This window comes from Cytobacillus solani, from assembly GCF_006704205.1.
Taxonomy (GTDB): Bacteria; Bacillota; Bacilli; order Bacillales; family Cytobacillaceae; genus Cytobacillus; species Cytobacillus solani.
The window spans coordinates 4552610-4578974 of the sequence record NZ_CP041305.1 but is presented as its reverse complement, the minus strand read 5'-3'; the positions used below and the strand labels follow the sequence as shown (position 1 = coordinate 4578974).

Below are 26365 nucleotides of genomic sequence, written 5' to 3'. Positions count from 1 at the left end.
TGTGGATGCACTACAAATAAAGAAGGCATTGGAGTATCGCAAATTAATCGATGTTTTACTTGACTCGAACCTCTTCGCAGACATCGTACTTCAGGGCGGTTATTTTATCAATGTCATTACGCGAGAAATTTATGAAGCAGATGTAGCAATCAAGGGTGAGCATGTATTAATGGTCGGCGATGTGAAGGATTTAATTGGTCCGAAAACAAGGATTGAAGAAATCAGGGGGAAATTCGTCAGTCCGGGATTTATCGATTCGCATATGCATTTCGAAAGTGCAATGCTTACGTGTACAGAGTTTTCGAAGCTCTCGATTCCTACTGGAACAACGACTTTAATCGGTGATCCGCATGAAATCGGCAATGTGCTTGGTGTTGCAGGAATGAAGGAAATGATTGAAGAAGCGAAGACACTGCCGAACCGAATCCTTTTTACTGTTCCATGTGCAGTTCCAGATGCACCGGGACTTGAAACTTCAGGATTTGATGTAACAGCAAAGGATATGAAGAATTTACTGACAGACCCATATGTCCAGGGAATCGGAGAGATACAAAGCTTCAGTAATATTAAACCTGTATATGAGCATGCGCCAGAGTTAATTGATGATCTGGTAGCTGCTGTTTCGTATGCAAATGCCATCGGAAAAACAGTGGAAGGAAACGCACCAGGGCTGTTTGGACGGGAACTTGCTGCGCATATTATTAGCGGCGGTACACATGTATCCTGCCATGAAACAACGACTAAAGAAGAAACTGTAGAGAAGCTTAGGTATGGTGTGAGTGTTTTCATGCGTGAAGGTTCCTCACAGCGCAATATGGCTGAGTGTATCCGTGCGATTACAGAGGAGGGGCTCGATTCCAGACGCGCAATTGTCGTTTCTGATGATATGGTGCCAGCCGATCTTTTAAAATACGGCCATATGAATGACATTATTCGCCGTACGATTGCGGAGGGCATTGATCCTGTTGAAGCAATACAAATGGCAACGATTAATCCTGCTACACATTTTGGCTTTAAGGATGTCGGCGTGATTGCACCCGGTAAACGTGCAGACATAGCAGTCATTAGCGATTTAATGAATATGACGATTGACCAAGTGTATTTAGCAGGAAAAAAAGTCGCGGAAAAAGGAGAATTAACGATTGAGATCCCTTCCTATATCTATCCTGAAAGTGTAAAGAAATCTGTGAAGCGTAAGCCTGTTAAAAAAGATGAAGTTACAGTAAAAGCAAGTGGAAGCCGGGCAAAGGTGCGTGCGATTGAAGCGATTCCTTTTCAGAACTTAACCGGTGGAAGTGAGTTCACCCTCAATGTAAAGGATGGCATTGTCCAGCCTTGTTTGAAGCAGGATGTGCTGCCTTTACTCGTTATCGAGCGCCACGGACGCACTGGAAAAATCGGCAAAACCTTTTTACAGGGCTTCGATTTGAAAAGCGGTGCTATTGCTGAAAGTGTTGCCCATGATACACATAATATTATTGTGACTGGAACGAATTATGAGGATATGGTGACAGCTGTTAACCGAGTAATTGCGATGGACGGCGGAATTGCGATGATTAAGGATGGCAAGGTCGTAGGAGACTTGCCGCTCCGTATTGGCGGGCTAATGACCGATGAATTAACAGGAAAAGAAATGAGCGAGAAGGTTGATGAATTGTCAAGACTTGCAAAAGAAGTGCTTGGCTGTGGAATGGAAGTGCCATTTATGCATTTATCCTTCTGGTCATTAGTTACAAGTCCTAAATGGAAAATTACTGATAAAGGTTTGATTGATGTGGATAAATTTGAGGTTATTCCAACGATTTTATGATGAAAATAGAAAATATCTATTTGGGGAATCCAATTTATCTAGTAATTTAGGAATGTTATCAAGCATTTATCGCAAATTATCTAGCAAACTTCGCAATTTATTGAGCACTTTTAAATTTTTATCGAACATTTCGTAGCTTACTAGTAAAAAACACTTGAAAGGAGATTATCATGGGCGTCAAATTAGTTGATCTGACACAAGAAATCTATCATGGCATGCCTGTTTTCCCCCTTCATCCTACCACCATGATTTTTTCAAATATTACACATGAGGAAACGATAGAAAAGATTGGTTTCCCTTTTGCCACTAACAATCTAATCATCAATGAACACGGTCCTACCCACAGTGATGCTACATATGAATTTGACCCAAATGGAAAGTACATTGATGAAATGCCGCTTGAATATTTTTATGGACCTGCTGTATGTTTGGATCTTTCTCATATTCCTGCTGATCGCTCCATTACAAACCGTGATCTTGAAGCTGCCATAGCACAATCAGGCCAATTTATCGAAAAAGGAGATATTGTTCTCCTCTACACAGGACACTACAATCGCTCTTATGGAACAGATGAGTGGCTGACAACATATACAGGACTTGATTATCAAGCGGCCAAGTGGATTGCTGATAAAGGTGCAGTCAATATTGGCATTGATGCGCCTGCAATTGATCATCCAGATGATCCTAGCTATTCAGGGCATCTTGTATGCAGGGAATATGGAATAACGAATACAGAGAATTTATGTAATCTTGATCAAATTGCAGGGATGCGTTTCCTTTATTTTGGCTTACCGCTTCGGATCAGAAAAGGAACCGGTTCTCCGATCAGAGCTGTAGCAGTCTTTATCGAATAAGTATTTGCAAAATTATTATGTTAGATTGCAAATAAAACTATGTATTTTGCAAATATAATGAATTCCTTCCCAAATAAGGCGTTCCCGCAAAATAAAATAGCATGGCAGGTGATGAAATGTATAATCAAGAACGAATACGTGAGGAAATTATCATTCCTCCATATGAAGGTAGAAGTGCATTTTTACGAAAAGGGGAAGAGCTCATTATTATCGATATGGATGGAAAGCAAGTGGGGGATTTTGTCTGCTTTAATCACTCCGATCCGAGCGAATATGTTTCTCCTGTTCATATGAGGGCATCCTTAAGCAGCATTCGGCTGAAAATTGGTGATTATCTTTACAGCAACAGACGGCGCCCGCTTATGCAGCTTGTTGAAGATACGGTAGGTAAGCATGACTTCTTCTTCCCAGCATGTGATTATTACCGCTATAAGATGGATTTTAACCAAGAGGATCATCCGAACTGTCATGATAATCTGCAAATGGCTTTGAAAAAATACAATATTCATCCTCCAGTCATCCCGGATCCAATTAATCTATTTATGAATAATGTTGTAGATGATTTAGGAGATTATTTTATTGCTGAACCGCTTTCGAAGCCAGGTGATTATGTGCGGCTGAAAGCGTTGGATGATACTGTCATTGCATGCACTACATGTTCCCAAGACCTTGCTCCTGTCAATGGATGGAAGGTTACTTCGTTAAAAATGCAAATTGTGGAGGCGAGATAATGGATGATGTTCACTTTCTCCAAAGCTTGCTCCGAATTAATAGTTCTAATCCCCCAGGAAATGAGCATGAAGTAACAAAGGCCTTTATCGAAAGATGTAAGATGAATGAGCTTCCTTTTAAAGTAACGAATCTTGGAAATAACCGCAGTAATTTTGAGCTAACACTGAAAGGCACTGGAGACAAACATTTATTCTTTTGCGGTCATATGGATACGGTATCCCCTGGGGAAACGGAATGGACGTATCCTCCTTTTTCTGGTGAGATTATTGATAACAAGATTTATGGCAGAGGCGCTTCCGATATGAAGAGCGGATTAGCAGCGATGTTTTTAGCTATTGAATCTATATATTTAGAAAAAATCACTCCTATACCAACTATTACGTTCCTTGCTACAGCTGGTGAAGAGGTAGACAGCTGTGGAGCTAGAGCATTCCTAGAAGAAACCGAGAATCGTACGATTGATGCACTCGTAATCGGTGAACCGACGAATGAGAAGGTTGTCGTTGGTCATAAAGGTGCGCTTTGGCTAGAAATTACAACCTTTGGGAAAACAGCTCATGGTTCAATGCCAGATCAAGGAATTAATGCAGTCGATCATATGGTACATGTGATCAATGAACTAACATCATTGAAATTAACCTGGACAATAGCAAAAGAGCCACTCGGCAGCAGCAGTTTGGCTGTGACGATGATTGAGGGCGGTATTCAGACTAATGTTATTCCTGATCGTTGTATCATCCGGGTGGATATTCGCACGGTGCCTCCGCAAGCTCATGAAAAGCTAATCGAAGAACTAAGGGGAAAATTAGATAAGCTTATCGAGAAACAGAAGCTTTATGAATATAAATTAACAAAAGTATTAGACCGGCCATCCATCATTACGTCATCATCCGCAGACCTTATTCAATGTGCCTTAGCCATTAAGGGTGAAACAGATGCTCAATGCTTCGGCGTATCTTATTATACTGACGGTGCAGTACTTAATCCGAGAAGTGAAATCCCTACTTTAATTTATGGGCCGGGCGATGAAAAACTAGCCCATCAGCCAAATGAATCAGTGGCAATTGATGCATTCAAACGTTCAATCGAATTTTATAAGAATCTTGCACTCTCTTTTGACACCACAATGAATGGGCATAAGAGCCTAGCGCAAGGAGGAACAGAATGAGCAGCATCCTGATTAAAAATGCTGAAATCATCACGATGAATGCGAACGAAGAAATTATCACCGGTGATATTTATATTGTAGATGACAGGATTGTGGAAATTGGACATTCTCTCTCTCATTCGGCAAATAAAATAATCGATGCTGCCGGCCGAACAGTTATACCAGGCTTTGTTCAAACACATATTCACCTTTGTCAAACATTATTTCGAGGGCAAGCTGATGATCTTGAACTGATGGATTGGCTAAAACAACGAATTTGGCCGCTTGAAGCATCACATGATGAAGAATCTATTTATTATTCGGCCATGCTAGGCATTGGTGAACTTTTGCAGAGTGGAACGACAACGGTCGTTGATATGGAAACTGTCCACCATACTGAATATGCATTCCAGGCTCTGGCAGAGAGCGGCATTCGTGCCTTAGCAGGTAAGGTCATGATGGATAAGGGAAATGAGGTTCCTATCCGCTTACGAGAAAATACAAAATTCTCCCTTCAAGAAAGTGTTGATTTGCTTGAAAAATGGCATGGGTATGAGAGCGGACGTATTCAATATGCTTTTTGCCCTAGATTTGTTGTCTCATGTACAGAGGAATTATTAACAAATGTAAGGGACCTTTCCGCAAAATACAATGTAAGAGTCCATACACATGCTTCAGAGAATGCGAATGAAATCTTACTCGTTGAAAAAGAACATGGAATGCGCAATGTCGTCTATTTAGACCATCTCGGCCTAGCGAATGAACGTTTGATTCTAGCTCATTGCGTATGGCTGGACGAGGAAGAGAAAAGAATTATTAAAGAGCGTGGCGTAAAGGTGAGTCATTGTCCAGGCTCCAATCTAAAGCTTGCTTCAGGGGTAGCTGATTTGCCTGGCCTACTTGATCAGCATGCACATGTGAGTTTAGGTGCTGATGGTGCCCCATGCAATAATAATTTAGATATGTTTAATGAGATGAGGTTAGCTGCCATCATTCAGAAGCCGATTCATGGACCAACAGCGATGAATGCAAGAACAGTTTTCAGGATGGCGACAATTGGGGGAGCTAAAGCTGTAGGAATGGAGAAAGAGATTGGCAGCATTGAGCCGGGGAAAAAAGCTGATTTAGCGATCTTAAACTTAAACGATTTTCATGTGTATCCTTCGTATGATATTGATCCAATTTCACGTATTGTCTATTCAGCGACTCGTGCTGATGTAGAATCGACAATTGTAAATGGGAAAGTGTTAATGGAAAATCGGCAGTTGAAAACAATCGATAAAAAAATTATTTTACAAGAATCTAACCGGGCGATTAAACGGCTGCTGAGTAAGCTTGAAAATGTGGCAAATTAGCACATTCAAAAATATTTAATGTCAATGATTAGAAAATGGACCATCTTTTCGGTAAAATAGAGATAGATTAAAAATATCTAGCTTCAGCGCCTAGCCCCTCGAGGTCATAAGCCAATCCTCCCAAAAAGGTAAAGAACACCTTTCTGAAAGGCTTGTCTTATGCTTGTCGGGGCTGAGCAAGGCGCTTACACTTTTAAACAAGGGAGGTTCATAAAATTGACGATTGAAGTTCCTAGCCGGGATGAACTCGGTGTCATTTTAAAAAAAGCAAAGCGTATTGCTGTCGTAGGTCTTAGCGGCAATCCTGAAAGAACTTCTTATATGGTTTCAAAGGCTATGCAGGATGCTGGCTATGAAATTATTCCCGTTAATCCGACGGTGGATGAAGTACTAGGAGTGAAAGCTGTTAAATCATTAAAGGAAATTGAAGGCCATATTGATATCGTCAACGTTTTTCGCCGTTCAGAGCACCTGCTTCAGGTTGCTAAGGAATTTGCGGACATTGATGCAGAAGTCTTTTGGGCACAGTTAGGATGTATCGATGAGGAAGCCTATCATTTTCTAAAGGAAAAGGGTTATACAGTAGTGATGGATCGCTGTATTAAAGTTGAGCATGCCTTAACAAAATAAGCAAATTTGCATGAGATCGATTCAGGTCTCATGTTTTTTAATTATTCTTCAAAAACGTTGAAACAAAGGGCTTTATACGCGATAAAAGCGTAGATGATACAAAGAATTAACAGATACGTCATTTGCCAAAACTGAATAAATAGATACAATAAACAATAGGCAACAATAAAAATTATGGTAAAATAAAGTAATGGAACATTCGTTCTCGATGCTGATTTTTCCATATAAATAAAGGATATTTTTTATTTTAAACGAATACATAAACGAGTGTTTAACTGTATACATAGAATAAAATTTTGTTTAGCTAATCAGAATTAGATCCATAAATTCTGAACGCATAAGAAAAACTAAGGCATTCGCCGAAAGGCTTGGTGAATGCCAAGTTTTTCTAATCGCAAAAGGTTTTCTATATACAAGCAAGTTGTTAACCTGCGTTCTTGGTAAATGAAAGGGGTATGTTTGTGGCAAGGAATCAAGAAATTTTTGATTATAATGATGATGCCATACAAGTACTCGAAGGGCTTGAAGCTGTAAGAAAACGCCCTGGGATGTACATTGGAAGCACAGATGCAAGAGGTCTTCATCATCTTGTTTATGAAATTGTCGACAATGCGGTGGATGAAGCGTTGGCAGGATTTGGAGACCATATTATTGTCAAAATACATAAAGATAACTCTATAAGTGTAGTTGATAAAGGCCGGGGAATGCCGACTGGAATGCACCGCATGGGAAAACCAACTCCAGAAGTAATTTTAACCGTCCTTCATGCCGGCGGTAAATTTGGACAGGGCGGCTATAAAACGAGCGGAGGCTTACATGGTGTAGGAGCTTCGGTTGTGAACGCACTATCAGAATGGCTTGTTGTTAAGATTAAGCGTGATGGAATTGTGTATGAACAGCGGTTTGAAGATGGTGGAAAACCGGTTACTACCCTCGAAAAGGTAGGAAAGACAAACCAATCAGGAACAACCATTCATTTTAAACCAGATCCATCCATTTTTTCGACAACTACTTATAATTATGAAACCCTTTGTGAGCGCTTGCGGGAATCGGCATTTCTATTAAAAGGGATGAAAATTGAAATCATTGATGATCGAAATAGTGTGCAGGAAATCTTCCATTATGAAAATGGGATAGAAGCATTTGTGGAATATTTAAATGAGGAAAAAGACGTCCTTCATCCAGTTATAAGCTTTGAAGGGCAGCATAACGAAATTGAAGTGGAGTTTGCCTTTCAATTTAATGATGGTTATTCAGAAAATGTTCTTTCGTTTGTTAATAATGTCCGGACGAAAGATGGCGGTACACACGAAGCGGGATCAAAAACAGCCATGACTCGAATTTTTAATGAGTATGCGAGAAAAGTGAATCTCTTAAAAGAAAAAGACAAAAATCTTGACGGTTCAGATATTCGCGAAGGGTTCACTTCGATCATATCTGTGCGCGTACCTGAGGACCAGCTTCAATTTGAAGGGCAAACAAAAGGGAAGCTAGGGACGAGTGAAGCTAGGTCAGCAGTTGATTCTGTTGTATCTGAACATCTTTCCTATTTCCTTGAAGAGAATCCGAACGTTAGTTCGTTGTTGATAAAAAAGGCAATTAAAGCGTATCAAGCGAGAGAAGCTGCTCGAAAAGCACGAGAGGATGCAAGAAGCGGAAAGAAAAGGAAACGATCAGAGGCTGTCCTTTCAGGTAAATTAACGCCTGCACAATCACGTAATCCTGAAAGGAATGAATTATATTTAGTTGAGGGTGATTCAGCTGGAGGTTCCGCTAAGCAAGGTAGAGATCGACGCTTTCAGGCTGTACTGCCACTGAGAGGTAAAGTAATTAATACGGAGAAGGCCAAGCTTGCCGATATTTTCAAAAACGAAGAGATTAACACAATTATTCATGCTGTCGGCGGCGGAGTAGGAGCGGATTTCAACGTTCAAGATATCAATTATGATAAAGTTATTATCATGACAGATGCAGATACGGATGGAGCCCATATACAAGTGCTTCTTCTAACCTTCTTTTATCGTTATATGAGACCTTTAATTGACGCAGGAAAAATTTTCATCGCCTTACCTCCTTTATACAAAGTAAGCAAAGGCACAGGGAAAAAGGAAATCATTGAATATGCATGGAGTGATGATGACCTGCAGGATACGATTAAAAAAGTTGGCAAAGGATATATTCTGCAGCGGTACAAAGGGCTAGGAGAAATGAATGCGGACCAGCTTTGGGAAACGACAATGGATCCAGAAACAAGAACTTTGATTCGAGTGAGAATTGATGATGCTGCAAGAGCAGAGCGACGTGTGACAACCCTTATGGGAGACAAGGTTGAGCCGCGGCGTAAATGGATAGAATCAAATGTGGCATTTGGCCTTGAAGAAGATGCTAGTATTCTTGAAAATGAGAATATTTCTGTATTAGAGGAGGAAAATGAATAATGAGTGCATCAGAAAAATTTCGTGACCTCCCTCTTGAAGACGTACTTGGTGATCGTTTTGGCAGATATAGTAAATATATTATTCAAGAACGTGCATTACCGGATGCACGTGACGGGCTAAAGCCTGTTCAGCGCAGAATCCTATATGCTATGCATGTGGAAGGAAATACGCATGAAAAAGGATTTAGAAAATCGGCGAAAACGGTTGGTAACGTTATCGGTAATTATCACCCGCATGGCGACTCTTCTGTGTATGAAGCAATGGTTCGAATGAGCCAGGATTGGAAGGTTCGTAATGTACTCGTTCAAATGCATGGGAATAACGGCAGCATTGACGGGGACCCGCCTGCGGCGATGCGTTATACAGAAGCAAGATTGTCAGCAATTTCGGCAGAATTACTGAAGGATATTGAAAAAAGAACAGTCGATTTTATCCCAAACTTCGATGATACATCGGAGGAACCAACAGTACTTCCAGCCATGTATCCGAATCTTCTCGTCAACGGTTCAACAGGGATTTCAGCAGGTTATGCCACAGAGATTCCCCCACATCACCTGAATGAAGTGATTGATGGAGTGATTCACCGAATGGACCATCCAAATTGTACTGTTGATGAACTTATGGAGCATGTAAAAGGTCCAGATTTTCCTACAGGCGGAATAATCCAAGGAATTGAAGGGATTAAGAAGGCATATGAAACAGGAAAAGGAAAAATCATTGTTCGCGGAAAAGCTGAGTTTGAAGATATTCGCGGCGGTAAAAAACAGATTGTTATTACGGAAATTCCTTATGAGGTGAATAAAGCAAACCTCGTTAAGAAAATTGACGAGTTTCGCTTAGATCGCAAAGTTGAGGGAATAGCAGAGGTCCGTGATGAAACGGATCGAACAGGTTTGCGTATTGTTATAGAGTTAAAGAAAGATGCAGATCCGGAAGGTGTCCTTCATTATCTTTATAAAAATAGTGATTTGCAAATAACGTATAATTTTAATATGGTTGCCATTCATAACCGTCATCCAAAGCTGATGGGCCTCAGAGAATTATTAGATGCCTATATTGGTCATCGTAAAGAAGTTATCACAAGAAGATCAGAGTTTGATTTAGAAAAAGCTCAGGCAAGACAGCATATTGTTGAGGGTTTAATGAAGGCGCTCTCCATTTTGGATGAAGTTATTGCTGCTATCCGTGCATCGAAGGATAAGCGGGATGCGAAAGACAACTTAATTGCCAAATTTGCGTTCACCGAACCGCAGGCAGAAGCGATCGTTTCCTTACAGCTTTATCGCTTAACGAATACAGATATTACAGCATTGCGTGCCGAGGCAGAAGAATTAGCAAAGAAAATTGCTGAGCTGACGTCTATTTTACAAAGTGAAAAGAAGCTTTATGCTGTTATTCAAAAAGAGTTAAAAGATGTGAAAAAGCGTTTTGCAGATGAACGTCGAACAAAGATTGAAGCGGAAATTGAAGAGATAAAAATTAATCTTGAAGTCCTCGTTGCAAGCGAGGACGTAATCGTAACTGTTACGAAGGAAGGATATGTGAAGCGGACGAGCCAGCGTTCATTTGCGGCCTCAAATGGGCAGGATTTTGGAATGAAGGATTCGGATCGTTTGCTTGCACAGCTTGAGATGAATACAACAGATGTGCTGCTTGTATTCACTAATAAGGGAAATTATTTATATTGCCCTGTTCATACACTCCCAGATATTCGCTGGAAGGATCTTGGTCAGCATATCGCCAACATTATTCCGATCGACAGTGATGAAACAATTATAAAGGCAATGCCTATAAAGGACTTTGACACTTCTTCATTTTTACTTTTTGTAACAAAAAATGGGATGGCGAAGAAAACGGAATTGAAGGATTATAAGGCTCAGCGCTATTCAAAACCGTTAGTTGCGATCAATGTTAAAGGTGATGACGAGGTCATTGATGTATATGAAACAGACGGGACGAAGGAACTCTTTCTATCAACATATAATGGCTACGGCCTCTGGTTCCATGAAGAAGAGGTGAACATCGTTGGTACAAGAGCTGCTGGAGTCAAAGGGATAAATTTAAAAGACGGTGACTTTGTTAGTGGTGGTCAATTAATTGATCCATCAAAAAATCAAGCCGTTGTCATCGTTACCCAACGAGGTTCCATCAAAAAAATGAAATTAACTGAATTTGAACGAACTTCCAGAGCGAAGCGCGGTGTTGTCATGCTGAGAGAATTGAAATCAAATCCTCATCGTGTAATTGGATCTGTTATTGTATCGGGTAAGGATGATGTCTTTATTGAAACGGACAAAGGCCATATCGAATCAACGAAAGCTGTTAACATTAGATTTAATGACCGGTATTCAAATGGTTCATTTATGATTGACGAATCAGAATTCGGTCAAGTGACAGATGTTTGGAAAGTAACTGTATTGGAAGAAGAAAATACATCTAGTGAATAAATGAAATCCCCTGCCTAAGGTGGGGGATTATCTTTTTTTCTAAGAAGAAAAAACCTATAGGGAAAAAAATCAACTTGTCTATTAATTATAATTTTGATAGATTAAAAAAAGTAATATTATTTTGAAATAGCAAGACATCTAACAAGATTCGACAACTCATGGGAGGAAAAGCATGGAATTATTAGAATCAATAATTGGATTTTTGAATGACATCATTTGGACCTACATTTTAATTGCAGCATTAATTATATTAGGTCTATACTTTAGTTTCAGAAGTAAATTTGTTCAATTGCGCTATTTTGGGGAAATGTTTCGTATATTGGGCGACAAGTCAATGGTCTCCGCAGATGGGAAAAGAGGAATATCTTCTTTTCAGGCTTTCTGTATTAGTGCAGCCTCACGAGTAGGAACTGGGAATATAGCTGGGGTTGCAACGGCTATTGCTGCTGGTGGACCTGGAGCTGTATTCTGGATGTGGTTAATTGCCTTTTTAGGTGCTGCATCGAGCTTTGTCGAGAGTACGCTTGCTCAAATTTACAAAGTAAAGGATAAGGACGGCTTCCGAGGCGGGCCTGCATATTATATGGAAAAAGGGCTAAATAAACGCTGGATGGGGATTATTTTTGCTATTATTATTACATTCTGTTTTGGTCTTGTGTTTAACTCTGTCCAATCAAATACAATTTCTCTAGCTTTTAATGAAGCTTTTGGAACTAGCCGTTTAACGATGGGAATTATTCTTGCTGTACTAACAGCAATTATCATTTTTGGTGGAGTTAAGCGTATTGCCAATGTCTCGCAAGTAGTTGTGCCAATTATGGCTGTCATTTATTTATTCGTTGCTATTGCAGTGGTCATCATGAATATCTCTGAAATTCCAAATCTGATCGTTATGATTGTTAAAGGGGCATTTGGACTGGATGAGGTACTCGGTGGAACGATTGGTGCTGCAATTATGATGGGGGTTAAACGAGGCCTGTTCTCAAATGAAGCAGGAATGGGTAGTGCGCCGAATGCGGCTGCAACTGCCGCTGTTAGCCATCCAGTCAAACAGGGATTGATTCAAACATTAGGTGTGTTTGTTGATACAATTCTTATTTGTTCAGCAACAGCGTTTATTATTCTACTATATGGAGACTTTTCAACATCCGATTTAACGGGGATTCAATTAACTCAAGCTGCGTTAAGTTCCCATATTGGTTCATGGGCACCAATTTTTGTTGCTGTAGCAATCTTCTTATTCGCATTTACATCAGTAATTGGTAACTATTATTATGGGGAAACAAATATTGAATTTATTAAAAACAGCCCAACGGCTTTATTCGTCTATCGTTTAGCCGTTATCGGAATGGTGATCTTCGGTGCAGTTGTTGATTTAGCGATTGTTTGGAATCTTGCCGATTTATTTATGGGGATTATGGCATTAATCAATCTAGTTGCCATTGTTATGCTAGGAAAAATAGCTTTCGCTGCTTTAAAGGATTACAAGGCTCAGCGTAAAGAAGGGAAAGATCCTGTTTTCTATGCAGATTCCATTCCTGGATTAGATGGGATTGAATGCTGGGAAACAAAGGAAGAAGCATTGAAAAATAAAGGGTAATATCAAATGGAAGCCTCCTGATGTATAAGATACAGGGGGCTTTTTTCTTTAATAACCCTTATATTCTTACATTATTTTTCCAAAAGTGGACATAATATAATAAGAATGCAAGGGAGGTATTTTGAATGAAAAAAGAAATGATTTTTGCGCTTGCAGCTCTTTTCTTTATGACACTTTCGATTACGGGCGTTTATGCAGGTGAAAATAAAAATAAGTGGATAACTGTTTCAGAGAATAACAGCGATGTAACAGGGGATGGAAAAGAAGATTTAATTGAAATAAATGGGATTCCATATGAGGAAGGGCAGCAATTTTTAAAAGAAATTCAACTGCACATTTCTGCATCAAATGGGAAAGAATACGAAGCAGAAATTGATGGCGGTTATAATCCACAGGTTCAGTTTGTTGATTTGAACCATGATGCCGTGAAGGATATGTATGTGAGTATAGAAACAGGTGGAAGTGGTGGAATTTCTAATCATTATTTGTATACCTTAAAGGACTATAAGATCACAGATTTAACAGTTCCTGATCCACTAGTAATTAATGGGCAATTTAATAATGGCTATAAAGCATCAATCACAATTCAGGAGACAGGAAAATCAGTTACCTTTGATTTAAGGAATAGGGGCATGGATTATGAAAAAAGCGGTCTTTTTATAAATGGGAAGCTTAGTGAACCTACAGAGCTAATGGTGAATGGATACTCTATTTTAAAACCTGTTATTGTAGAAGGGGAAAATTATGGATTAATGGGAGTTCAAGCTATAAGCGGCGCTTACCATGCAGATTGGATTGCAAATGTTCAATCTACATGGATATATGAAAATGGGAAATGGATCTTAAAGGACACGAAAATTATGGAAGGAAAAAGAAAGAAAAATAGGCATTAATCACATTTTGTATGTAGTTTTCATAAACTATTGAAAATGGAGCTGTAAAAGGGGGTCACATAGAATGAGTCATTGGGATCCAACGAAAATCACTGTCCAATACTTGCCTCCTGCTACTGAATTTCGACCAGTTGATCGTAGAAAGTATACGTGGTCACAATCAAAAACAACAGGAGAATCTTGTTTATCTATTGGCTATCATTATGATTTCAACGTCATACAAGTAGAATACCGTGATGAGGTGCTTGCTGAATGGATACCGCAAATGGGTCAATACGTCCTTAGTGGAAAGATTTTTATTAGTGATGAATCATTTGATGAAAAATATGCTCAAATACGTTTCTTGATCTTTCAACGGGAGGCAAGACAGGCTCTAGCGGGAATGATATATGGTGATCGAACGTTTTTCACTAACTATCCATGGCTATTAGATTCACCGATTTATATTCATTTTCAATCAAATTATAAAGAATATAATAAAATTATCTATTATGAAACCCCTCGTCAATATCTAAATGAAGCCATGCAGCTTATAGGAACGTAACTCCTCCGCTCAAGCACAGGAATGGATACCTGTGTTTTTTTGTTTTTTGATCTTTTTAAGAAATATCGTATAAGGTTATTAAGCTGAAACAAGATAATAGTAAAGGGAGTGATTATATAGTGGAAAAGAAAAAGGAAAAATCATTTAAATTGAGCTATGAGTCCGATGGGAAAATGGGTAAGAGCAAGAAAGTATCAAATTTGAAAAAAGAATCTGCAGAAATCTTCTTTAATAATACGCAAAATAGTGAATAAAAAAACAGGCACAACATGTGCCTGTTTTTTTACTCATTCCTTTTGGTCAGATTTGAATAAATCAACAAAATTGAGTGCGGCTTTAGATAAACTATGATTTTTTAACCATATTAAACCTATTGGGGAAGAAAACGCATTACTTTCTATTTTATATGCATGTATAGGATATCCTCTATGCCGATTAAGAACTGTTTCTGGAACAATGGATGTGCCAAAATCGGCTGAAATTAGATCGAGCAAAAGTGTAATATCTGAACACTCGCCAATGATATGAGGTTGTAAGGTAAGCCGTGAAAATGCCTCGGAAATCAAATAATGTACACCTAAACCTTCCGTGCTTGGTAAAATAAGTGGACATTTTTTAATTTTATCAAGAGTTACTTCTTCATCAATTATTTTCCGTTTGTTGGATGTAACAAAATAAAACGGCTCAGTATATAGGTGAAGAATTGAAAAATCATCCACATTAAGCGGCAAACGAATGAATGCCAGTTCTATCGTTCTATTTCTAACTAGTTGACAGAGATGAAAGGATTCATTTTGGAGTATTTTATATGAAACTTTAGGATATTGTTTTTGAATTTCTTGTAGAATCTCAGATAACCTATCTACAGAAAATGTATTAACACCTATTGTTAGTGGACCGCTTACCCCATTTCCGACTTCTTTTACCTCAATTTTCGCCTCTTCCATCAATTGGGTCATTTGTAATGCATATTTATATAAGATTTTCCCTGCATTTGTAACTTTAAAATATTTTCCACTTCTTTCTACTAATTTCGTCCCAAGTTCCTCTTCCATCGTTTTCAATTGCTGGCTCAATGGCGGTTGTGACATATGAAGTTTCTCTGCAGCTGCAGAGATCTTCCCTTCCTCAACAATGGCTATAAAATATCGCAGCTGTCTAATATCCATTTGAAAGAGCCTCCTTTTAACTATATGAAAAATATTAGTAAGACTTATTTTCTTTATATTTTTCATATAGTTAATCCAATGATAGCATATTAGTATCGGAGGGAAAAGAAATGATGAAAGATCGAATTCTCTTGGTTTTATATGTTTTTCTGCTCACTGCGTGTCAGTCAAATGAGGAATCATTACAAAGTCCTTCAAATAGATTACAAACAGATCAGGGGGTAAAGATGATGGATCAAAAACAATTAATTGAATCAGCGGAGAAAGGAGACATTGAGAACGTATTGAAGTTACTTGATAGAGGAGTGGACATCAATTTGACAGATAACAGCGGAAGAACAGCTGTAATGGCAGCAACCTATAACAATCAGACAGAAATGGTAAGAACTCTAATAGAAAAGGGAGCAGACATTAATATTCGTGATAAAAATCTGAATAACGTACTGTTGTACGCTGGTGCTGAAGGGATAATCGAAGTTGTCAAATTAGCAATCGAAGCAGAGGCAGATACTTCACTTACAAATCGATTTGGAGGCACAGCCCTTATTCCAGCATCTGAACGTGGACATGTTGAGGTTGTGAAAGAACTTCTCACTAATTCGGATATAGATGTTAATCATATCAATGATTTGCATTGGACGGCATTATTGGAAGCGATTATTTTAGGAGACGGGGAAAAGGAATATCAAGAAATAGTTCAATTATTAGTTGACCACGGAGCGAATGTTTCTATAGCGGATAAAGATGGGATTACACCGCTAAAACATGCTCAAAATCGAGGATTCCGAGAAATAGAAGCAATCCTGCTTAAGCGTGGCAGTAACTAATAAAGGAGGGCAAACGAAAGTGACAAATAATAATTACTGGTTAACTAATCTTAGATTAGAAGTTGGTTATTACTATGAAAATGAAACTATTACAGGAACAAAAACAGAAAGTTTCCATGTGAGAATTCAAGATGGAAGAGTAATTGAAATTGTTTCAGCAGATAAAGAGTTAGAAACCGATTTACCTAGATGGAATGCAAATCATTTTTTAATGCTGCCATCCTTTAGAGATATGCATATCCATATTGACAAAACATACTATGGCGGCCCGTGGAAAGCACCAACTGTTCCAACGAAGGGAATTGTGACAAGATTAGAAGAAGAGAAGGAACTACTTCCGAGCTTATTACCTGTTGCAGAGGAAAGAGCAAAAAAATTAATAGATTTACTCTTGCATGCCGGTTCTACCCATATTCGTACTCATTGTAATATTGATCCTTATATCGGGTTGAAAAATCTTGAAGCCACTATACGAGCCATAGAGGCTTACAAAGGTAAAGTTTCCATCGAAATTGTCGCTTTCCCGCAACATGGCTTATTACGAAGTCAATCTGTTTCACTTATTCGAGAAGCATTGCGTAATGGCGCTTCCTTAGTAGGTGGTGTTGACCCAGCATCTATTGACGAAAATATTGAGAAATCATTACAAACGGTAATGGAACTTGCGGTTGAGGCAAATGCAAACATTGATCTCCATATTCATGATCCAGGTCAACTCGGAATTTTTACGTTTAAGAGATTGGCATCTTTAACAGAGGAAGCAGCATGGCAAGGAAGGGTGACGATAAGCCATGCGTTAGCTTTAGCGAACATCTCCCCACAAGAAGCAGGTGAAGTTGCTCAACTGCTGGCTCATAATGGGATATCAATTACATCCTCTGTTCCTATTAGAAGAACGATTCCAATTCCTCTCTTACAGGAAAAAGGAGTAGAGATTTCATTAGGTGATGACAGTATAACCGATCACTGGTCCCCATTTGGAAAAGGAGATAGTTTAGAAAAAGCAGGTATGTTAGCAGAACGTTTTGGTTTCAGCGATGAACGTTCATTAGGGCAAACCTTAAGGTTTATTACTGGAGGCGTAACCCCTTTAAACGATGAAGGAGAACGAGTTTGGCCGAAAGTTGGAGACGATGCTGACTTCGTTTTTGTTGACGCGAGTTGTTCAGCTGAGGCTGTAGCAAGAAGAGCAAGGAGAATTGCTGTATTTTTTAAAGGGAAAGTAGTTTCCGGTTCACTATAATTATATATATATAACAGAAAGGTTTGGTTTAAGATGAGTTCTGAATTTTGGTTAATAAATTCGCGGTTAGAGAGTAGCTACCATAAAGAAAATGAAGTTATAACAGGAACAAATACTGAATCCTGCCATCTATTAATTAAGGCTGGGAAGATTGAGAAGATTATTGCTGCTTACGAAGCCATTACAGACAATTTACCGAAAATAGATGCAAACCACTTGTTGGTTCTTCCATCGTTTATCGAAAAACATTGTCATTTAGATAAAACTTTACTAGGAGATAGATGGCGTCCGGTTACACCAGTTAAAAGTATTTTTGAACGCCTTCAAATAGAGAAGGATACTCTTCCTGCATTGGGAACGACTACACAGGAACGGGCAGAAAAATTACTCGATGTTTATTTAAAAGCCGGAGTTACACATGTAAGGACACATGTCGATATCTATCCTGAAGTGGGATTAAAGAATTTAGAAGAGGTTCAAAAAGCACTTCAAACTTTTAATGGTAAGTTATCATATGAAATTGTTGCATTCCCGCAACATGGTTTATTACGATCAAATGCCAAAGAATTAGTTAGAGAAGCTCTTCAACAAGGAGTCAGCTTTATAGGAGGTGTAGATCCAGCTACAGTTGATGGAGATATTGAAGCCTCTCTTCAAGAAATGGTCGCACTGGCTTTGGAAGGTGAAGCGGGAATAGATTTGCATTTACATGATGCTGACTATTTAGGGATCTTTACTATGAAAAGGTTGGCTCAGCTTACAAAGGATGCTGGTCTACAAGGAAAAGTTTCAATTAGTCATGCATTTGGACTTGGCGATATATCTCAATATCAAGCAGAAGAAATGGCAGAACGATTGGCTGATGCAGGAATTACAATTATTACGAGTGTCCCTTTAGGGAGAAAGTTTCCACCTGTGGGCTTATTACATAGGAAAGGGGTAACAGTTGCAGTTGGGTGTGATAATATTTTGGATGTTTGGTCCCCATTTGGAAATGGAGACATTCTAGAACGAGCAGGTCGTTTAGCAGAAATTTCAGGATGGACAGATGAACGGTCATTAGCACAAACACTCTATTTTATTACCGGTGGAAAAACACCTCTAAATCAAAATGGAGATCAAGTTTGGCCAAAAGCTGGAGATGAAGCAAGTTTTGCTTTCGTTGAAGCATCGTGTTCCGCTGAAGCGGTCGCTAGAAGATCTAACCGAGTTGCTACCATGTTTAAAGGAAATATTGTTTCAGGTACTCTTGAATCTAAATAAGAATAGCAGTAAGTGATTTAATAAACTCAAAATTAATAATAAATACTTCTACAAGCAAAGACTCCATTCAATGGAGTCTTTCTGTTTTTAGAGCTTACATTTAGGTTTGTATTGGATATTGACACTTTATCTTCTATTAATGATAATAATCCTTCCCTATAAAAGACAGCCATATTTCTGGAATGTACGGGATTTTAAATAGGTAAATATTAAATTTATTTTATACTTTTTTTCTATATTTTTAAGATGCAGTTTATAGCCAGTTAAGTTGTTATTTGTACAATCAAGATGTTAGTAATTCTAATCTATAAGTGTGGAGGGAACGCGAAGCAAGTAACCAGGCGGTGATCATTAAGAATAGTATTTTCAAGGAGGTTTTATACTACTAATCTTCCAAATCATATGAATGATGAAGAATTTCTAGCTATTAAGTAATTTTCCTATTAGTTGGAAATATCCTGAAAATATTACCTCTCAGCAATTACTAGGTGAAGGTAATATGATTTTTACTAGATTCAATGAATAAAATAAAAGAGAAGATACTCGGAGGAAGGTTTATTATGAAAAGATTAAAATTAGCGATGGTTTTAGGTATTTCTTCTATAGCCCTGCTTACTGCTTGTCAATCTAATCAGGGCACAATCGAAAATTCTTCAATTGGAAAAGCAGCAAATGCAGAGGAAACGAAAGCGAATGTAGACCAAGATGTAAAAAATGAAAACCAGCTGCAAGAAGATCGTATGACTAAAGGTCAGGAAATGAGTCAGATTCTTGGCAGTACAGATTGGCAAGGAACAAAAGTATATGACAAAGATAATAATAATTTAACGACTGAGAATGCTAATTTCATTGGACTCGCAAAATACGATGAAACGACAGGGCATTATGAGTTTTTTGATGCTAAAACAGGTGAAAGCCGCGGGGATAAAGGGACATTCTTTATTACTAATGATGGTGAAATGAGAATTCTAATTTCAGAATCAAAGAACTACCAAGCGGTTGTTGACATGATAGAACTAAATAATGAAGTGTTTACTTATAAAAGAATGGGGAAAGATGCGAATGGCAACGATGTAGAAGTATTCGTTGAACATGTCCCTTACAAAGAAAAGGAGCTAGCTTTTACCGATCCTGATAAGATATTGGACAATACAACAGGAGATATTGTTAAAGAGGTAGCTGGTGATAAGGTTTTAGGAAGTACTCTATGGCATGGTACACTTGTCTTAGATGAAGATGGCAATAATGTAACAGAATATAATTCAAATTTTATAAGTCTAGCAAAATTTGATGATAAGACGAATAAATATGAGTTCTTTAATGCGGAAACAGGTGAAAGCCGTGGGGATTATGGGTACTTTGCTGTTGTACATGAAAATAAAATAAGGGCACATGTTTCAATTGGAAATAATAAGTATGGTGCAGCTCTCGAAATTACAGAGATGAATAATAATAAATTTACTTATAAAAGAACTGGCAAAGACCAAGATGGGAATGATATAACTGTATTTGTAGAGCATGAACCTTATAACGGGGACCTAAAACCAGAATTTACACATTAAGACATATTAAATAAGATTAGTCTGAGTTAAAAAGGGAATGGTGAAGACCATTCCCTCAGCTGTTTTTTAATTCATTTTCTCAACCGGCTATTTTACATATGTGTCGGTAGGCATTTGGATACAAAGCATGTTAAATTCAATCAGAATGGCAGTATTTAAAATGTATATGTAAAATTATGGAGCAATCAGTTTGTAAAGTGTGATTACATACTCAAAACGAAAGGCGATTTATAGGATGATTGATCATGTCAATTAAAACAAGGTTTTTGTTGTCGTATATTGGAGTAACTATTATATCAATAGGATTATTGTTGGCCGCTACTTTTTTAATCATATTTTCGATAACTGGGGATATAAAATCAATCGAGCATTTTTACAAAAATACGTATGTTCAAAAACCTTTAACTGCTGCAGAAGAAAATGCGTTCCTCGATTTAAAACTATTGGCAAAGCATAGCCCTGAGAAATTACTGGATCAAGAGGTAATCGAGCAAATTAATCAAAAAGGTATAAGCATTGTTGTTAGAAAGAACGCTAAAATCACGTATATATCACCTTCCTATCGCGGGAACAATTTACAAAATGAACTCCCTCCTTTTGAAGAAACCAATATCAATACGAGAGATACAATAAAAGTAGGAAGCCTTTTTTTTACCTATGTAAAGTTTGATTTTCGTTTTTCAGATGATGAGAAAGGGAGTATTTTTGTACTAAGAAAAGTAAGTTCCTATGCAGAGTTGTCAAAGGAATTATTTCCAATTTTATTAGGTTCGTTGCTCCTCCTTTTTTTTATGTTGATTGGAATATTGAATTATTTGGTCTCAAGAAGCATTATTAAGCCCATATCTGTTCTTAGAAAAGGTGCCGAACGGATAAAGTCTGGAGATTTAAACTTTCAAATTGTTACTTCTTCAAAGAATGAAATTGGACAGTTGAATCAGGCTTTTGAAGAAATGAGAATCAAATTAAAAGAATCTGTAGATCTCCAGATACAATACGAAGAAAATAGAAAAGAATTATTGTCTAATATATCTCACGATCTAAAGACTCCGATTACATCTATAATTGGGTATGTTGAGGGGATTAAAGATGGAGTAGCAAACACACCGGAAAAAATGAACAAATATTTGAATACTGTATATACAAAAGCTAAAGACTTAGATCTATTAATTGATGAACTATTTTTATTTTCTAAATTAGATCTTCAAAAAGAGCAGTTTTCATTTGAGAAGGTAGAACTAACCCAATACTTAAAGGATTTTGTGGAAGAACTATCGCTTGATCTAGTTCAGCAGGGTATCCTTTTAGAAATAAGCCCTGGATTAAAACCAGTCTATGTTATAGCTGATAGAGAAAAGTTAAAACGAGTGATGTCGAACTTAATAAATAATAGTATTAAAAATATGAATAAAGATGAAAAACATATTTGTATTTCATTACATGAAAGATCCAATGATTTAATTATTCAAGTGATAGATAATGGGAGCGGGATTAAACCAGAAGCCTTGCCTTATATTTTTAATCGCTTTTACCGCGCAGAGCAGTCGAGGAACTCTCAAACGGGTGGAAGCGGCTTAGGTTTAGCCATTGTTAAAAAAATCATTATTGAGCACGGAGGGGAAGTTTGGGCTACAAGTGAGCTTGCTAAGGGGACAAGTATCTTCTTTACATTAAATAAAGTGATAGAAATAGGTGATGAAAAGTGAAAAGAATACTGCTTGTTGAGGATGAGGTAAGTATTGCAGAATTGCAAAAGGACTATTTAGAATTGAACAGTTTTAGTGTGGATATACAGCATTCTGGTGAAAGCGGACTACAGTGTGCATTACAGGAAAATTACGATTTAATTATTTTAGACATCATGCTTCCAGGTATAAGCGGGTTTGAAATTTGTCAAAAAATACGGTCTGTTAAAAACATCCCTATCCTTTTTGTATCAGCTAAAAAGGAGGATATTGATAAAATTCGAGGCCTTGGATTAGGAGCAGATGATTATATTACAAAGCCTTTTAGTCCAAGTGAACTTGTGGCAAGGGTAAAAGCACATATAACACGTTATGAGCGATTAGCAGGAGGAAATGTCACATCTACCATTCATGTTCATGGAATGTCCATTGATAAAGTGGCACGGAAAGTTCATATAAATAATGAGTATGTATTTTTTACAACTAAGGAGTTTGATTTATTAGCATTCTTTGTCATGCATCCTAATCAAGTTTTAAGTAAAGAACAATTATTTGAAAGAGTTTGGGGTGAAGATTCAGCAGGTGATGTTTCAACAGTGACTGTTCATATTCGGAAGATCAGGGAAAAAATCGAAAGGGATGCTGCACATCCAAAATATTTGGAAACTGTGTGGGGGGCTGGCTATCGTTTTAATGTTTAAAATGTTCTTTTTTAATGGAAGATACATTACAAATTTTATCAATGTATAGAACCAAGCTTATTGCTGATCGTGTGAAGCAGCTAATTTATTTTTCTCCAAACTGACAAAAAGCCTTCCTCTTAATTAGTGATTTGCATTTCCTTGAATACTGCGGCTAGAATGATGTTGTGTATAAGGAAAGAGCAAAAGAAAATAAAAGGATAAAAAAAGATGGGAACAGAAACGTTTGTTGATTTACATTACTTAGTAAAAAAATAAATATAGTAAAAAATCCTTAAAAGGATATCAAATAGGATACCTTTATCAGATATACTTACCTATAAAATATCTAATAATAAACATGAGGATTAAAAATACTAATTAGTCAATTGTTAGGAGGAGTTTAATTGAAAACAGTATATGATTTTAATGTGAAAAAGGCTGACGGCAGTGAAAAATCTTTGAGGGATTATGAAGGAAAAACTCTGCTCATTGTGAATACAGCAAGCAAGTGTGGATTTACTCCTCAGTTTGAAGGACTTCAAAAACTATACGAAAAATATAAAGAACAGGGGCTTGAAATTTTAGGTTTTCCTTGTGATCAATTTAATAAACAAGAGTTTGATCATATAGAAGAAACACTACAGTTTTGTCAAAGAAATTACGGGGTTACTTTTCCTATATTTGCTAAAATTGATGTGAACGGAGAAAATGAACAGCCATTATATACTTTTTTAAAGGAACAAAAGAGTGGAATTTTATTGAAAAATATTAAATGGAATTTCACAAAATTTTTGGTAGATACAAACGGACTCGTGGTTGACCGATATTCACCGACAACTGAACCTAGCAGACTAGAAGATGATATAGTAAAAAGTTTAGCAATCAGGTAACTATTGATCCTCGGAAAAACCAGAGCGCTTGTTTGTGTGTAATCTGCTAAGGCCGGAAACAAGTTAGTAGCAGGTAAAACATGCAGATAGTATGAATAAAAATTAGTTCAAGATAATCAGGTTTAGCGGTTATGAAAAAGTGAAGAGTAAATGAACAATTTTTTTGGACTGATGTTTCATTAAATTAATCACTAAATTACGTTGTTACACTTTCGAAATTATTGTTACATTAAAACCAATTTTAGTATATAAAGTAAACCTTTGTATGAAAATTACCTACTCCATATTTAACCATAACTAATACCATATTAGTATTCTTGGGAAACACAGGGATATTTAATAAAATACCATATTTTGGAGCATGAATAACATTATTACATCTGTTAGCCTACTAATATATCATTCTATGAGGAAAATAGGAGGCTAATAAGATGAATAAGTTTAAGAAATTAATGATTGTACCAGTTCTAGCCGTTTCACTATTTGGTTTTAGCTCACAATCAGATGCAGCAACAAATATTCACCAAGTACATAAAGGCGAAACTTATTGGACCATAGCGAAAAATTATGGGGTTCCTGTGGCCAGCTTAATGAAAGCAAATAACAAATCTAGTGATTTACTGGTGTCTGGAGAAAAACTAATTATCCCAAATACTGCAATTTCAAAAGCAGATAAGGAACTCATGGCACGTCTTGTAACTGCGGAAGCTAAGGGTGAATCCTATGCAGGAAAAGTGGCAGTTGCTACAGTGATTTTAAACAGAGTCGACAGTTCACTCTTCCCAAACACTGTAAAGGAAGTAATCTATCAAAAAGTAAGTGGGCATTATGCATTTACACCTGTTCAAAACGGAGAAATCAATCGTCAAGCAGATGCCGCTTCCAGGAAGGCTGTAGAAGAAGCCATAGCGTTTAGAGGACAGGGAAGAGGCTCATTATATTTTTATAATCCCAAAACCTCAACGAGTAAATGGATCCTTTCCCGTCAAGTGACAATAACTATTGGTAATCATCGCTTCGCACGGTAATAAATAGACAACTAAATAGTATTATAACTTTCTGCGGTAATGAAGAAAGGGTTATAGCATTGTTTTACCTCTAATTCTTTCTAGAGGTATTTTTCTTTTTAAAGAGATATTTTTCTACCAATAATGTAATGAAGCGCAAATTAAACTTCCTCACTTACATATATGAGGGAGAGTAAGCTGATCAATAAATCTAAATATTAAAGAATCAGGCTGAAAAACTTTCCATATTAGCGTAATCCCAACAGTTTCCCTTTCTAGACATACTAGCTTTCATTTTATATATTAAGAGTAGCTGTTAATAGTTATTGAACGTGTATTGGTATCCTTGATCACTATGAAGAAAGATTCCATTTACAATTCATCTTTTTATGGCTTTTTTAATCGTATCCAAGACTAGTTTGTAATCTTTGTGCCTACTAATTTAGTAGGCAACAACTTCGTTATTATATAGGTCTTTGATGGCAGATAAAAACAGTTTCTGCCCATTAAAAATATAGATAAGTTACTCAGATAAAGGTGCGATAGTTGAATACGACATTTTTTTGTAAACTAAAAGGTTGAAGTGCGAATTAGAGATTATTAATATAATGTGAGAAAGGTTGTGAAGTTATTTGAAAGGTTATAAAGCAATGCTATTTGATTTAGATGATACCTTACTTAACAGGGATAAGGCAGTAGATAAAATGTTTTTAATTATTTTAGAGAAGTGTTATGAGGGTGTTGAAAATTCAACCAAAAATGAAATGTTGCTAAAATTCAAGGAATATGATAGAAGAGGCTATAGATATACTGATAAAACAAAAGTTTTTGAATCTTTTTTTGATGAGTTTCCACCCAAATATAATTTGCCACGAAATGACATTCAAGATTTTTGGAATACTCATTTTCCTCATTGTTTTACTATAAACCAAAATACTATAAATATCGTAAATGCTATAAAGATGCATGTTAAAGTTGCAATTATAACAAACGGCTCAACTCACAGACAAAATGCTAAAATAATTAACACGCATTTAAATAGTTGTTTTGATAGCATATTTATTTCTGAAGAAGTGGGATGTAGTAAACCTGACAAACGCATATTTGAATTAGCATTAAATCAGCTTAATGTGGAACCGGAAGCCGCATTATTCGTTGGAGATGACTTAGAAAAGGATATTGGTGGTTGTCAAAATGCAAATATAAAGGGCATATGGTTCAATCCTCATATGAATAAGAATGATACCGCAATAAAACCATATGCTGAGATCAATTCTTTTGATAGATTATTAAGTTATATTACATAATAAATATAAATAATATAATGATTATTGAAAAGAAGAAGAAAGAATAAAACTTAATGCATTTGGAAAACTAGCACTTACTGTTCATAAAATAAGACATTCATTTGCTACTCGTTATAATAAACTGCAGAACTACTTTCTGTAGTTTTATTTATTATAGTTTGATGAATTGAATAAATGACTCGAAGCATTTAATATCTCCGTGTTTTCGAACTACCAAAATGAAATCTCCCCCCAAACATATTAAAGAGATATACCGCATTTTTTGATAGAAATTTTGAT

21 protein-coding genes and 1 pseudogene are annotated in these 26365 nt (G+C 37.0%); 21 read left to right on the top strand and 1 reads right to left on the bottom strand.

The window, feature by feature from the left end; translation table 11 throughout:
- Window position 1: 1 nt before the first annotated feature.
- The 12 genes from ade to FI644_RS27210 all read left to right on the top strand — a co-directional run bounded on the left by ade (window position 2) and on the right by FI644_RS27210 (window position 14704).
- The gene (gene ade, locus FI644_RS22965; RefSeq protein ID WP_142108859.1) at window positions 2–1810 is read left to right on the top strand and encodes an adenine deaminase; all 1809 of its coding nucleotides are present in this window, start codon (window positions 2–4) and stop codon (window positions 1808–1810) included.
- A gap of 170 nt (window positions 1811–1980) precedes the next feature.
- Entirely contained in the window at window positions 1981–2664 is a 684-nt protein-coding gene (locus tag FI644_RS22960) for a cyclase family protein (RefSeq protein ID WP_142108858.1), read from the top strand.
- A 116-nt stretch (window positions 2665–2780) separates the two neighbouring features.
- On the top strand, window positions 2781–3395 hold the full coding sequence (locus tag FI644_RS22955; RefSeq protein WP_231690066.1) for a DUF1989 domain-containing protein: 615 nt from the start codon (window positions 2781–2783) through the stop codon (window positions 3393–3395).
- A complete protein-coding gene (locus FI644_RS22950) occupies window positions 3395–4564 on the top strand; it encodes a M20 family metallopeptidase (RefSeq protein WP_142108857.1) in 1170 nt (389 codons plus the stop codon). The genes FI644_RS22955 and FI644_RS22950 overlap by 1 nt, the downstream gene beginning before the upstream one ends.
- Window positions 4561–5898, top strand: a complete 1338-nt coding sequence (locus tag FI644_RS22945) for a 5'-deoxyadenosine deaminase (RefSeq protein WP_053475962.1) — start codon at window positions 4561–4563, stop codon at window positions 5896–5898. Before FI644_RS22950 ends, FI644_RS22945 begins: the two co-directional genes overlap by 4 nt.
- Window positions 5899–6114: 216 nt before the next feature.
- Window positions 6115–6528, top strand: coding sequence for a CoA-binding protein (locus tag FI644_RS22940; protein WP_053475963.1), 414 nt, complete (start codon window positions 6115–6117; stop codon window positions 6526–6528).
- 461 nt (window positions 6529–6989) lie between these two features.
- Window positions 6990–8966 carry a DNA topoisomerase IV subunit B gene (gene parE / locus FI644_RS22935; protein ID WP_053475964.1) on the top strand — a complete coding sequence of 659 codons (1977 nt, stop codon included), beginning with the start codon at window positions 6990–6992 and terminating at the stop codon, window positions 8964–8966.
- Window positions 8966–11413, top strand: coding sequence for a DNA topoisomerase IV subunit A (gene parC / locus FI644_RS22930; RefSeq protein WP_053475965.1), 2448 nt, complete (start codon window positions 8966–8968; stop codon window positions 11411–11413). The genes parE and parC overlap by 1 nt, the downstream gene beginning before the upstream one ends.
- A 172-nt stretch (window positions 11414–11585) precedes the next feature.
- Window positions 11586–13013 (top strand): alanine/glycine:cation symporter family protein, encoded by a 1428-nt coding sequence (locus tag FI644_RS22925; protein WP_053475966.1) that lies wholly within the window; start codon window positions 11586–11588, stop codon window positions 13011–13013.
- 125 nt (window positions 13014–13138) lie between these two features.
- Window positions 13139–13906, top strand: a complete 768-nt coding sequence (locus tag FI644_RS22920) for a YybI family spore inner coat protein (RefSeq protein WP_056684565.1) — start codon at window positions 13139–13141, stop codon at window positions 13904–13906.
- 64 nt (window positions 13907–13970) lie between these two features.
- Window positions 13971–14450, top strand: a complete 480-nt coding sequence (locus FI644_RS22915) for a staygreen family protein (protein WP_056684568.1) — start codon at window positions 13971–13973, stop codon at window positions 14448–14450.
- 119 nt (window positions 14451–14569) lie between these two features.
- A complete protein-coding gene (locus FI644_RS27210) occupies window positions 14570–14704 on the top strand; it encodes a hypothetical protein (RefSeq protein ID WP_256376273.1) in 135 nt (44 codons plus the stop codon).
- Window positions 14705–14737: 33 nt separating this feature from the next.
- Here FI644_RS27210 and FI644_RS22910 read toward each other — a convergent pair whose 3' ends face one another.
- Window positions 14738–15619, bottom strand: a complete 882-nt coding sequence (locus tag FI644_RS22910; protein ID WP_056684571.1) for a LysR family transcriptional regulator — start codon at window positions 15617–15619, stop codon at window positions 14738–14740.
- 230 nt (window positions 15620–15849) lie between these two features.
- Between FI644_RS22910 and FI644_RS22905 the strand changes: the two genes are divergently transcribed.
- The 9 genes and pseudogenes from FI644_RS22905 to FI644_RS22865 all read left to right on the top strand — a co-directional run bounded on the left by FI644_RS22905 (window position 15850) and on the right by FI644_RS22865 (window position 26086).
- Entirely contained in the window at window positions 15850–16446 is a 597-nt protein-coding gene (locus FI644_RS22905; RefSeq protein WP_246067092.1) for an ankyrin repeat domain-containing protein, read from the top strand.
- A gap of 19 nt (window positions 16447–16465) precedes the next feature.
- Window positions 16466–17689 carry an amidohydrolase family protein gene (locus FI644_RS22900; RefSeq protein ID WP_056684574.1) on the top strand — a complete coding sequence of 408 codons (1224 nt, stop codon included), beginning with the start codon at window positions 16466–16468 and terminating at the stop codon, window positions 17687–17689.
- 33 nt (window positions 17690–17722) lie between these two features.
- Window positions 17723–18952 carry an amidohydrolase gene (locus tag FI644_RS22895; RefSeq protein WP_142108856.1) on the top strand — a complete coding sequence of 410 codons (1230 nt, stop codon included), beginning with the start codon at window positions 17723–17725 and terminating at the stop codon, window positions 18950–18952.
- Between the two features lie 737 nt (window positions 18953–19689).
- A pseudogene (locus tag FI644_RS22890) lies at window positions 19690–20514 on the top strand (DUF4822 domain-containing protein); the annotation flags it as partial.
- A gap of 245 nt (window positions 20515–20759) precedes the next feature.
- Window positions 20760–22220: a sensor histidine kinase gene (locus FI644_RS22885; RefSeq protein ID WP_142108855.1), complete on the top strand. Its 1461-nt coding sequence runs from the start codon at window positions 20760–20762 to the stop codon at window positions 22218–22220.
- Window positions 22217–22900 carry a response regulator transcription factor gene (locus FI644_RS22880; RefSeq protein ID WP_142108854.1) on the top strand — a complete coding sequence of 228 codons (684 nt, stop codon included), beginning with the start codon at window positions 22217–22219 and terminating at the stop codon, window positions 22898–22900. Before FI644_RS22885 ends, FI644_RS22880 begins: the two co-directional genes overlap by 4 nt.
- 386 nt (window positions 22901–23286) lie before the next feature.
- Complete coding sequence (locus FI644_RS22875; protein ID WP_056684585.1) at window positions 23287–23772, top strand: glutathione peroxidase; 486 nt, start codon at window positions 23287–23289, stop codon at window positions 23770–23772.
- Window positions 23773–24203: 431 nt separating this feature from the next.
- Window positions 24204–24800 (top strand): cell wall hydrolase, encoded by a 597-nt coding sequence (locus FI644_RS22870; protein ID WP_142108853.1) that lies wholly within the window; start codon window positions 24204–24206, stop codon window positions 24798–24800.
- A 629-nt stretch (window positions 24801–25429) separates the two neighbouring features.
- Window positions 25430–26086 carry an HAD family hydrolase gene (locus FI644_RS22865; protein WP_142109084.1) on the top strand — a complete coding sequence of 219 codons (657 nt, stop codon included), beginning with the start codon at window positions 25430–25432 and terminating at the stop codon, window positions 26084–26086.
- The last annotated feature ends 279 nt before the right edge of the window (window positions 26087–26365 follow it).

What these genes read in the sequence shown, in the direction of transcription:
- FI644_RS22885 (WP_142108855.1), top strand. Translation starts at nt 20,760, where the DNA reads ATGTCAATTAAAACAAGGTTTTTGTTGTCGTATATTGGAGTAACTATT.
- FI644_RS22870 (WP_142108853.1), top strand. Translation starts at nt 24,204, where the DNA reads ATGAATAAGTTTAAGAAATTAATGATTGTACCAGTTCTAGCCGTTTCA.
- FI644_RS22945 (WP_053475962.1), top strand. Translation starts at nt 4,561, where the DNA reads ATGAGCAGCATCCTGATTAAAAATGCTGAAATCATCACGATGAATGCG.
- FI644_RS22955 (WP_231690066.1), top strand. Translation starts at nt 2,781, where the DNA reads ATGTATAATCAAGAACGAATACGTGAGGAAATTATCATTCCTCCATAT.
- FI644_RS22895 (WP_142108856.1), top strand. Translation starts at nt 17,723, where the DNA reads ATGAGTTCTGAATTTTGGTTAATAAATTCGCGGTTAGAGAGTAGCTAC.
- FI644_RS22960 (WP_142108858.1), top strand. Translation starts at nt 1,981, where the DNA reads ATGGGCGTCAAATTAGTTGATCTGACACAAGAAATCTATCATGGCATG.
- FI644_RS22920 (WP_056684565.1), top strand. Translation starts at nt 13,139, where the DNA reads ATGAAAAAAGAAATGATTTTTGCGCTTGCAGCTCTTTTCTTTATGACA.
- FI644_RS22910 (WP_056684571.1), bottom strand. Translation starts at nt 15,619, where the DNA reads ATGGATATTAGACAGCTGCGATATTTTATAGCCATTGTTGAGGAAGGG.
- FI644_RS22915 (WP_056684568.1), top strand. Translation starts at nt 13,971, where the DNA reads ATGAGTCATTGGGATCCAACGAAAATCACTGTCCAATACTTGCCTCCT.
- FI644_RS22925 (WP_053475966.1), top strand. Translation starts at nt 11,586, where the DNA reads ATGGAATTATTAGAATCAATAATTGGATTTTTGAATGACATCATTTGG.
- parC (WP_053475965.1), top strand. Translation starts at nt 8,966, where the DNA reads ATGAGTGCATCAGAAAAATTTCGTGACCTCCCTCTTGAAGACGTACTT.
- FI644_RS22865 (WP_142109084.1), top strand. Translation starts at nt 25,430, where the DNA reads ATGCTATTTGATTTAGATGATACCTTACTTAACAGGGATAAGGCAGTA.
- FI644_RS22950 (WP_142108857.1), top strand. Translation starts at nt 3,395, where the DNA reads ATGGATGATGTTCACTTTCTCCAAAGCTTGCTCCGAATTAATAGTTCT.
- FI644_RS22905 (WP_246067092.1), top strand. Translation starts at nt 15,850, where the DNA reads ATGGATCAAAAACAATTAATTGAATCAGCGGAGAAAGGAGACATTGAG.